The sequence below is a fragment of the Ideonella sp. P3_A4 genome, assembly GCF_056403075.1.
Map to the genome: position 1 here is coordinate 1 of NZ_JBFUGE010000249.1, position 8,571 is coordinate 8,571.

Below are 8,571 nucleotides of genomic sequence, written 5' to 3' on the forward strand. Positions count from 1 at the left end.
GTCCAGCACCTCGCGCAGGTCGAACGGAATCGCCTCCAGGTCCAGCCGCCCGGCCTCGATCTTCGAGAAGTCGAGGATGTCGTTGATGATGCCCAACAGCGCCGTGGCCGCGCCGTGGATCTTCTGMGCCTGATGGCGCTGGCCTGCTTCCAGCTCGCCCTGCAGCAGCAGGTAAGACATGCCCAGGATGGCGCTCATCGGCGTGCGGATCTCATGGCTCATGTGGGCCAGGAAGGCGCTCTTGGCCTCGCTCGCGATCTCGGCCGTGTGGCGCGCCTCGCGGTCGGCCTCGGCTTGGCGACGCTCGGTGATGTCGCGCGCGACGCCCGCGGTGCCGGCCGCGTGGCCGTCGGCATCGATCAGGGCTGTCTTGATGGTCTCGATGAGCCCGATGCTGCCATCGGCGCGGGCGTGCTGTTCCTCGATGCGCCGTGTGCCGCGCAAGGTCATCACCTCGGCGTCGTCGTTGCGGTAGCTTCGCGCCAGCTCTGGTGGGTGGACGTCAAGGTCCGTCTTGCCGAGCATCTCCCGCGGGTCTGCAAAGCCCTTGGCCGCCGCGAAGGCGCGGTTGACGGCGGTGAAATGGCCTTCTGCGTCCTTCATCCATGCCAGGTCGGGCATGTTGTCGAGGATGGCCGCCATCCTTGCATCGGCATTGCGCAGTTCCAGCGCCTGCCGGGCCAGGCGCTCGCGCATCCCGTTCAGTGCCTCCACCAGTTGATCGAGCTCGTCTTCCTCGCGGTGCGTGCGCCGCAGCTGCAGGGGTGTCGCATCGCCTTCCAGGTTGACGGTGCGTGCCGAAGCAGCAATGTCCAGCAGGTGGCGTGTTGCCAGCTTGTGCACCACGAACAGGATGAAGAAGGCGACCAGGAAGGTCTTGGCAGCGTTGCTGAGCAAGATGACGACGGCCTGCGCCGCGATGTCGCGGTAGATGTCCGCCAGTGTGGCCTCGATGCGCAGCACCCCGATCGCCTCGGGGTTCGGGCCGCAGCACAGGAGCGGAAACTCCTTCACCACCCCATCGCTTTGGCGCTGGCCGCGGAACACTGCAAACGGACGGACCGCACCGCCCGTCTCGCGCACCTCGGCGCCGCTGATCGAGGGGAGTCGCACGATGCCGTCCAGTTGCTCCTCGATCTGCCGTGTGTCTACCGCCCACAGACTCTCCGCCAGGCTGCGCGCGCTGGCCTGCTCGATCTCGCCGAAGCGGCCTTCCAGCCGAGCGCGTTCGCTGCGGTAGCTCAGACTGAGCTGCAGCACCGTGAGCACGAGCGTGACGAGGGTGCTGAACAGCACCACGCGCAGCAGAAGAGCGACAGCGATGCCGCCGTGCGGCGTGGCCGCCACCGCCGCCCACCAACCGCGTGGATACCGCGGTGAAGCCTGGAGCGATGCGGGCTCCGTTGCCGGCGTCGAGCGCTTGGACGGCCTCATTCGCCGTAATGTATCTGTGAAGCCCAAGTTGCCGAAATCGGCCCGGCACGCCCGGAGCCGCCCCGGGCAACCCGCGCCGTTCACTGCTCGGCCCTGACGATCGCCTGAATCACCTCGACAAGCTGCGCGCCGACAGCGCGGCGGACGCCCCAAGCCGGTGGGTCCCGCAGGTCATCGCTTCATTCTGCGTCCGAGAGCGGGCTCACTGCACTCCTGGCTCGACGACCACGCGTCCGATCAACCCCGACGGCTGGTTGGCAGGTGATTCCACCAGCACGGTCAGCGTGCGCCAGCCGGAGCCGCGTGGCAGCACCACCTTGAGCGGCCCGGGCGCCGGGTCGTTCTTGGTGCCCAGCTGCACGCCGTCGCTCCAGACCTCGGCCTTGCCGGCGATCTCGCGGAACACGATGCGGCCGCGGCCGTCGTTGCGATCCCCACGCACGCCGAACGATGCGCGGTAGGCCCGCCAGGCCAGACTTTCCGGCGCCTGCTTCATCGGCGGCTCGCCCCAGCCCCAGCTGTTCATGTCGCCATAACTGGGTGCCATGGCCGGATCGGGCCGCGTGGCCTGCGGCGGCGAGATGCGCCAGCCACCGACCTTGGTGAACGGCTCGGCAACGGCCACCGAGGGCGGCGGCGTCACGGCCTTCACGTCCAGGCTGAGCAAGGCGCTCTCGAGGCCTGGCGACGCGGCACGCAGCGTGAGCGCGCCCTGCCCACCGCGCTGCGTCTGCAGGATCACCTGCGCCAGGCCGTTGAACAGCTTGCGCTCGGGCGCCTTCTCCGGTTCATGCGAGTTGGGATCGCCGTTGCCCACGCCGATCAGCGTGCCCACGCCGTCCACCTGAAAGTGCACCGGCGTGTCGGCGGTGGGCACCGGGCGGCCCTGCGCGTCGACCACGCTCACCGTCACCGGCACGGCATCGCGGCCGTCGCCTACGAGCGCCTGACGGTCGGGGGTCAGCACCAGGCGGGCTGGCGTGCCACTGGTTTCCACCGCATCGCGCGCTACCTCGGCGCCGTTGCGCAGCGCCAGGGCTTCGAGCCGGCCCGGCGCGTACGGCACCTCGAAGGTCACCATGTCGATGGGGTCGACGTCCCCCTCGCCGACCGTCTTGCCATCGAGCAGCAGCCGCACCCGCGACGCGTTGGTGGCCACCATCACCTTGACGGCCAAGCCTTCGCGGCCGGCCCAGTTCCAGTGCGGCACCACCTTGATGATGGGGCGCTCCTTGATCCAGTGCGCCTGGTGGATCCAGAACGCCGTCTTCGGGAAGGCACACAGGTCCATCGCGCCGAAGAACGAGTTGACGCTGGGCCACTCGAAGGGCGTCGGCTCGCCGCGGTAGTCCAGGCCGGTCCAGAAGAATCCGCCGGCCACGTAGGGCCGCTCGACGATGGCACGCCAGGCCTTGCGGTGCGTGGTGCCGAAGCTCGACGGTTCCTCGTCGTAGGTGGCCATCACCTGGGCCTTGGGGTCGCTCTCGAAGGCGCCGCGGGTCATGTAGGACGCGGTGTCCTCGGTGCTGGTCATCGGCAGCTTCGGGTTCTGCTGGTGGAAGCGGTCGTAGGCCCAGGTCTGGTAGTTGATGCCCGCCACGTCCACCACCTGGGTGACGTTGATCTCGCCGAAGATGCCGTCGTGCATGGCAGCCGTCACCGGGCGCGTCGGGTCCAGGCTCTTGACGGCTGCGACCATGCGGCGAGCCATCTCATGGCCCGGCTCGCCACTCTGCAGAGGCTCTTCGTTGAAGATCGACCACAGCACCACACTCGGGTGGTTGCGGTCGCGCCGCACCTGCCACGTGAGCTGCTGCATGACCTCGGGCGCAGTGTTGAAATTGCGGTTCTCGTTCATGACCAGCAGGCCCAGGCGATCGGTCATGTCCAGCACCTCGGCCGCGATCGCGTTGTGCGAAAAGCGAATGGCGTTGACGCCCATGGCCTTGAGCTGGCGCAGCCGGAACTCCCAGATCGAATCTGGCACCGCCACGCCGACGCCAGCATGGTCCTGGTGGATGGCCACGCCCTGCAGCTTCACCGGCTGGCCGTTCAGGAAGAAGCCGCGGTCGGCATCGAAGCGGATGCTGCGAAAGCCGGTCTGCACCTCGGCGCGGTCGAGCTCGGTGGCGCCGTCGCGCCCTCCATCGCGCAATACCGCGCGCACGCGGTACAGCGCCGGCTTTTCCAGCGACCACAGGCGCGGCTGGGCGACGGTCAGTTTCAGTCGCGCAGTGGCCGACTTCAGCGGATCGACCTGCACGCGCGTCCTGCCCCGTGCCACCTCGCGGCCGTCGGGGTCGAACACCGCCACGTCCAGCATCCCGCCGCGCGCCACCTTGGCGCTGCTGGCCAGGTCCACGGCCACCGGCAGCGTCCAGCCCGAGCCTTCGGCCACCGGGTTCGCATGCAGCCCGTCGGTGGCGATGTGCAACGCGTCGCGCTTGACCAGCCAAGCGTGGCGGTACATGCCGGCGCCTTCGTACCACCAGCCCTCCTGCGCCTGGGCGTCGACACGCACGGCGATCGCATTCACGTCCTCGCCGTAACGCACGTAGGGCGTGATGTCGATGGCGCGGCCGTTGTAGCCCGACCAGTTCCGGTTGACGAGGATGCCGTTCACCCACACCGTGCTGTGGGTGGCGATGGCGTCGAACTGCAGCTCGATGTGGCGGCCGCGGTCTTCGGGCGCCAGCTCCACGTAGCGCCGATACCAGCCGATGCCGCGCGGCCGGTACCCCTGCGAGGCGTTCTCGTTCTTGTCGAACGGGCCTTCCACCGCCCAGTCGTGCGGCAGGTCGAGCCGGCGCCAGGCCGAGTCGTCGAAATCAGCCGCAGCCGCGCCGCCGGCGCCGCCGGCCTTGGCGCTGCCGTAGCTCATGCCGTGGCCCTTGATCGGCGGCGCCGCCACGTCACCCAGTTGGAACAGCCAGCCGCCGTCCAGCGAAAGCCGCTCGCGCGAACCCGCCATCGCGGGCGCCGCCAGTACCGCGAAGCCAAGCAGCACGGCGCCGCACAGGCGCAGGCCCTGCGTCACGCTGTCTCGAAGCAAACCGAGCGTCATCATGCAGGTCTCCCACCCATTGATCATGCGAATCGATTCAGCCGCGCACGGCCCGCGCCATCCAGCTTGATCGACCAGATGCGCCCGCCGTGGCGCAACGCCACCATCGCGTGAGGACGGCCCTTCAAGCTGAGTTGCTTCGGCGCGCCCTCGGCCCAGGCGAGATCGACCTCGATGCCACCGCGCACGCGCAGGCCCTTGACGGCGCCTTCGGGCCAGGCCTTGGGCAGCGCCGGCAGCAGGTGCACTTCACCGCCCCAGGACTGCACGATCATCTCCAGGATGCCGGCCGCACCGCCGAAGTTGCCGTCGATCTGGAAGGGCGGGTGCGAGTCGAACATGTTCGGGTAGGTGCGCGTGGGCCCGAGCAGCCCGAGCAGGATCGAATGCGCGCGCTCGCCGTCGCCCAGGCGCGCCCACAGCGCCAGCCGCCACGCTGTCGCCCAGCCGGTCGATTGGTCGCCGCGCCTGTTCAGCGTCGTCTTGGCGGCCGCCACCAGCGCCGGCGTGTCGCGCCTGTTGATCTGCTCACTGGGATAGACCGCGTACAGGTGCGACACATGGCGGTGCTGCTGTTCCGGCGCCTGGGCGTCCCAGTCGTCCAGCCATTCCTGCAGCTGGCCCTGCGCGCCGATGCGGTCGGCGGGCAGAAGCGCGCGCGCCTTGCGCAGCGCCATCTCGAAGCCGCTGTCGCCTTCCTTCAGCAGCGCATGGGCCTGCAAGGTGTGGTCGAACAGGTCGCGCAGGATCTGGCGGTCCATGGCCGGGCCGGCACACAGCGAAGCGCCGGGCCGGTGCGCATTTTCGGGCGAGAGCGACGGCGAGGTGACCAGGCCGCGGCCCTGAGGATCCTGAACCAGAGTGTCGAGGAAGAACAACGAGGCGCCCTTGAGCAAGGGATACAGCCGCCGCAACAGAGGTTGCGATGGGTGGTACTCGTAGTGGTCCCACAGCGTGTTGCACAGCCACGCGCCACCGCAGGGCCACAGGCCCCACTGCGGGCCGTCCACCGGCGCGGCGGCGCGCCACAGGTCGGTGTTGTGATGAGCCACCCAGCCACGCGCGCCGTAGCTGCTGCGCGCCGTGCGCGCGCCATTGATCGACAGCTCCTCGACCATGCGCAGCAGCGGCTCGACACACTCACCCAGATTGCCCGGCCCGGCAATCCAGTAGTTCATCTCGGTGTTGATGTTGATCGTGTACTTGCAGCCCCAGGGCGGCCGGTTCCCCTCGTTCCAGCGGCCCTGCAGATTGGCCGGCTCGCCGCCCGGCCGTGATGAGGCCAGCAGCAGGTAGCGCGCGTACTGCACGTACAGCGCGGCCAGCGCCGGATCGGGGTGTTGGGCCACCTCCATGATGCGGGCGTTGGTCGGCCGCGCATCGGTCGCGGCGGGCGCGCCAAGCTGCAGCGCCACGCGGCGAAAGCTCGCCTGGTGCGCCTGCACGTGGCGCTTCTTCAGTTCGGCATAGGGCCGGCGGGCCGCCGCGGCCGTGCGCTCGCGCACCTGCTTGACGGGGTCGCCGGAGACATCGTCGAAGCGCACGAAGCTGGTCGCCGCGGCCACCAAGATGGTCAGCTTGCCGGCGCCGCGCACTTCGAGCCGATCGCCCACCACCTGGATGCGGGCGTCGCCCAGCGCCTGCAGCCGCAGCGCGTAGCGCAGGCCCGATGGAATGCCGGCGTCGCCGATGTTGCGGCCCTGGATCAGCAGCGCCTGCGGGCCGTCGGCGCCGATCTCCAGCCACGAGGGCCGCTCGCCCTGGCGCAGCGGCTCCTGGTGATTCCATGCCGCGCCGAGCAGCGACACGGCGCCGGTCTCCTTGTGGTACTGCGTGGCGCCGTACTCGGCGTCAGCCGGATGGCGGTAGCCCAGGTCCAGGTCGAACTTGCCGCCCTGAGCCTCGAACTGCAGCACCAGCACCTGATCGGGCTCGCTGCAGAAGACTTCGCGCCTGTGGCGCACGCCGCCACTGACGAAGCGGGTGGCGGCGATGGCCTGGTCGAGGTCGAGCCAGCGGCGGAACTCGCTGGTGCCATCGAGCCCCGCAGTGGCGATGAACAGGTCGCCTGCCGTGCCGTAGGGCATCTGCACGATCGGCCTGGCCATGAACTCCTTGGATGCCAGCGCTTCGGCCTCCGCGTAGCGGCCTTCGTTGATCAAGGCACGCAGGCGCGGCAGGGCCTGCAGCGCATCGGGGCTGTCCKGGGTATAGGGGCTGCCGGCGGACAGGGTGTCGATGTTGAGCTGCACCCTCTCCTGCGCCATGCGGCCGAAGACCATGGCGCCGACGCGTCCGTTGCCCACAGGCAGTGCCTCTATCCAAGGGCCGGCAGGTTGGTCGTACCACAGCGAGAGGTCCTGGCGCTCGCCGCGATCAGCCACGGCCAGTTTTGCCCCGGCCAGGCCGGGCCACGCCAGGCCGATGCCGGTGGTGGCAAGAAAGTGTCTGCGGTTCGTGTGGAAGCTGGTGGTCATCGATGTCGGTTCAATCAAATCTGGCGCGCAGCTCAATGCGGCAGCGCCGCGTTGGAGCGCAACTCGAAGGTCGCGGACAAGACGTCGACGCCATCGCCCGGCTGCCCGGGGCCGACGTAGAGCCGGTAGCGGCCGGGGATCAGCCGGCGTTCGCCGGCCGGCGTGACGAAGCTTAGGTCGCGCGGCGCGAGCTTGTAGGTCAGCTCGCGGGCCTCGCCCGGCTGCAGCGCCACGCGCTGCACGCCGCGCAGGGCGTGGCGCGGTGCCCCCTCGAAGGCCGGAGGCGCGATGTAGAGCTGCGGCACCTCGTCGCCGGCGCGGGCGCTGGTGTTGCGCAGCTTGGCCTTCACGACCAGGCCGTTGTCGGCACTGCCGCGCAAGGGCACCACGCTCAGGCCGCTGTAGTCGAATGTCGCGTAGCTCAGGCCGAAACCGAACGGGTACACCGGGGTGCCGTCGTAGTAGCGGTAGGTGCGGCCCTTCATCGTGTAGTCGTCGAACGGCGGCAGGTCCTCCACGCTGCGGTAGAAGGTCAGCGGCAAGCGCCCGCCTGCGTCGGCCTTGCCGGCCAGCACCTCGGCCACCGCCAGTCCGCCCGCCTGGCCCGGATACCAGGCCTCGACGATGGCGGCGGCGTTGTCCTTGGCCCAGGCCAGATCGATCGGACCGCCGTTCATCAGCACCACGATCAGCGGCTTGCCCAGCGCCTTGGCGCTTTCCAGCAGCCGGCGCTGGTCGGCCGGCAGGGCCAGCGAGGTGCGGTCGCCGCCGGAGAAACCGTCGATGGCCACCGGCATCTCTTCACCTTCGATGTCCGAGGTCAGGCCGACCGCGGCAATGATCACGTCGGCCTGGTCGACCGCGGCCTTCATGTCCTCTTCCAGCCGGGTGGTGACTCGCTTCCACAGCAGGGCCGACACCGACCCGACGCCGGGCTCGGTCTCGAGCCGCAACGGATAGCGCTGACCTTTCTGCAGCTCGACATCGACGAGCTTGGGCCGTTCGCCCCAGCCCGAGTACTTCTCGGCGCGCACGCCATCATTGCCGGTGCTGATCTCGCCCTTTGCACCGTACAAGCCGATCCGGTAGCGGCCCGTCTCCGGCGGCACCAGGAAGCCACTCCAGACCACTTTGTGTTGCCCCGACACACCGGGCGCCAGTGCCGCGTTGGAAACGACTTCAGGTTCCACGCGGGTGGCCGCGGGCCTGGCCTCGATGGTGCCATCCGTCGCAGCGTTGTAGTACTCCGCCCGCAGGCCCGGTTGACCGTCGGGCGTGAGCAAGGCCGTCGTCGGCACCGGGTCGCCGTCGGTGATCGACGCCGTGAACGGCACATGCGTGATGCGGGCGTCCGGCATCGCGCGGCGCAGGCCGTCCACGACCGAGAAGGTCTCGACCATGCGCTCCGACGCGTAGTTGCCGCGTAGCACGCGCGTGGAATCGCCGTGCGGGCCGACCAACGCGATACGCACGCCGGGCTTGAGCGGCAGCACGCCGTCGTTCTTGAGCATCACCAGGCTCTTTATCGCGCTCTTCAGCGCCAGCGCTCGGTGCCCGGCGGCACCGACGGCAGAGGCCGGCACCGGCGCCTTGCTC

The 8,571-nt window shown here is 69.4% G+C and carries 4 protein-coding genes; all 4 read right to left on the minus strand.

Features of this window, described 5'->3' with window-relative positions:
* A partial coding sequence (locus AC1DYI_RS19960; RefSeq protein WP_477205878.1) for a PAS domain-containing protein occupies nucleotides 1-1,434 on the minus strand: 1,434 nt, incomplete at its 3' end.
* A gap of 202 nt (nucleotides 1,435-1,636) precedes the next feature.
* A complete protein-coding gene (gene galA, locus AC1DYI_RS19965) occupies nucleotides 1,637-4,501 on the minus strand; it encodes a beta-galactosidase GalA (protein ID WP_477205879.1) in 2,865 nt (954 codons plus the stop codon).
* 20 nt (nucleotides 4,502-4,521) lie between these two features.
* Entirely contained in the window at nucleotides 4,522-6,975 is a 2,454-nt protein-coding gene (locus tag AC1DYI_RS19970) for a glycoside hydrolase family 95 protein (RefSeq protein ID WP_477205880.1), read from the minus strand.
* 32 nt (nucleotides 6,976-7,007) lie between these two features.
* Nucleotides 7,008-8,571: glycoside hydrolase family 3 C-terminal domain-containing protein (locus AC1DYI_RS19975; protein WP_477205881.1), on the minus strand; the 1,564-nt coding region annotated here is incomplete at its 5' end.

Excerpts from the sequence above, each read along its gene's own strand:
- galA (WP_477205879.1), bottom strand. The coding sequence starts at position 4,501 with ATGATGACGCTCGGTTTGCTTCGAGACAGCGTGACGCAGGGCCTGCGC.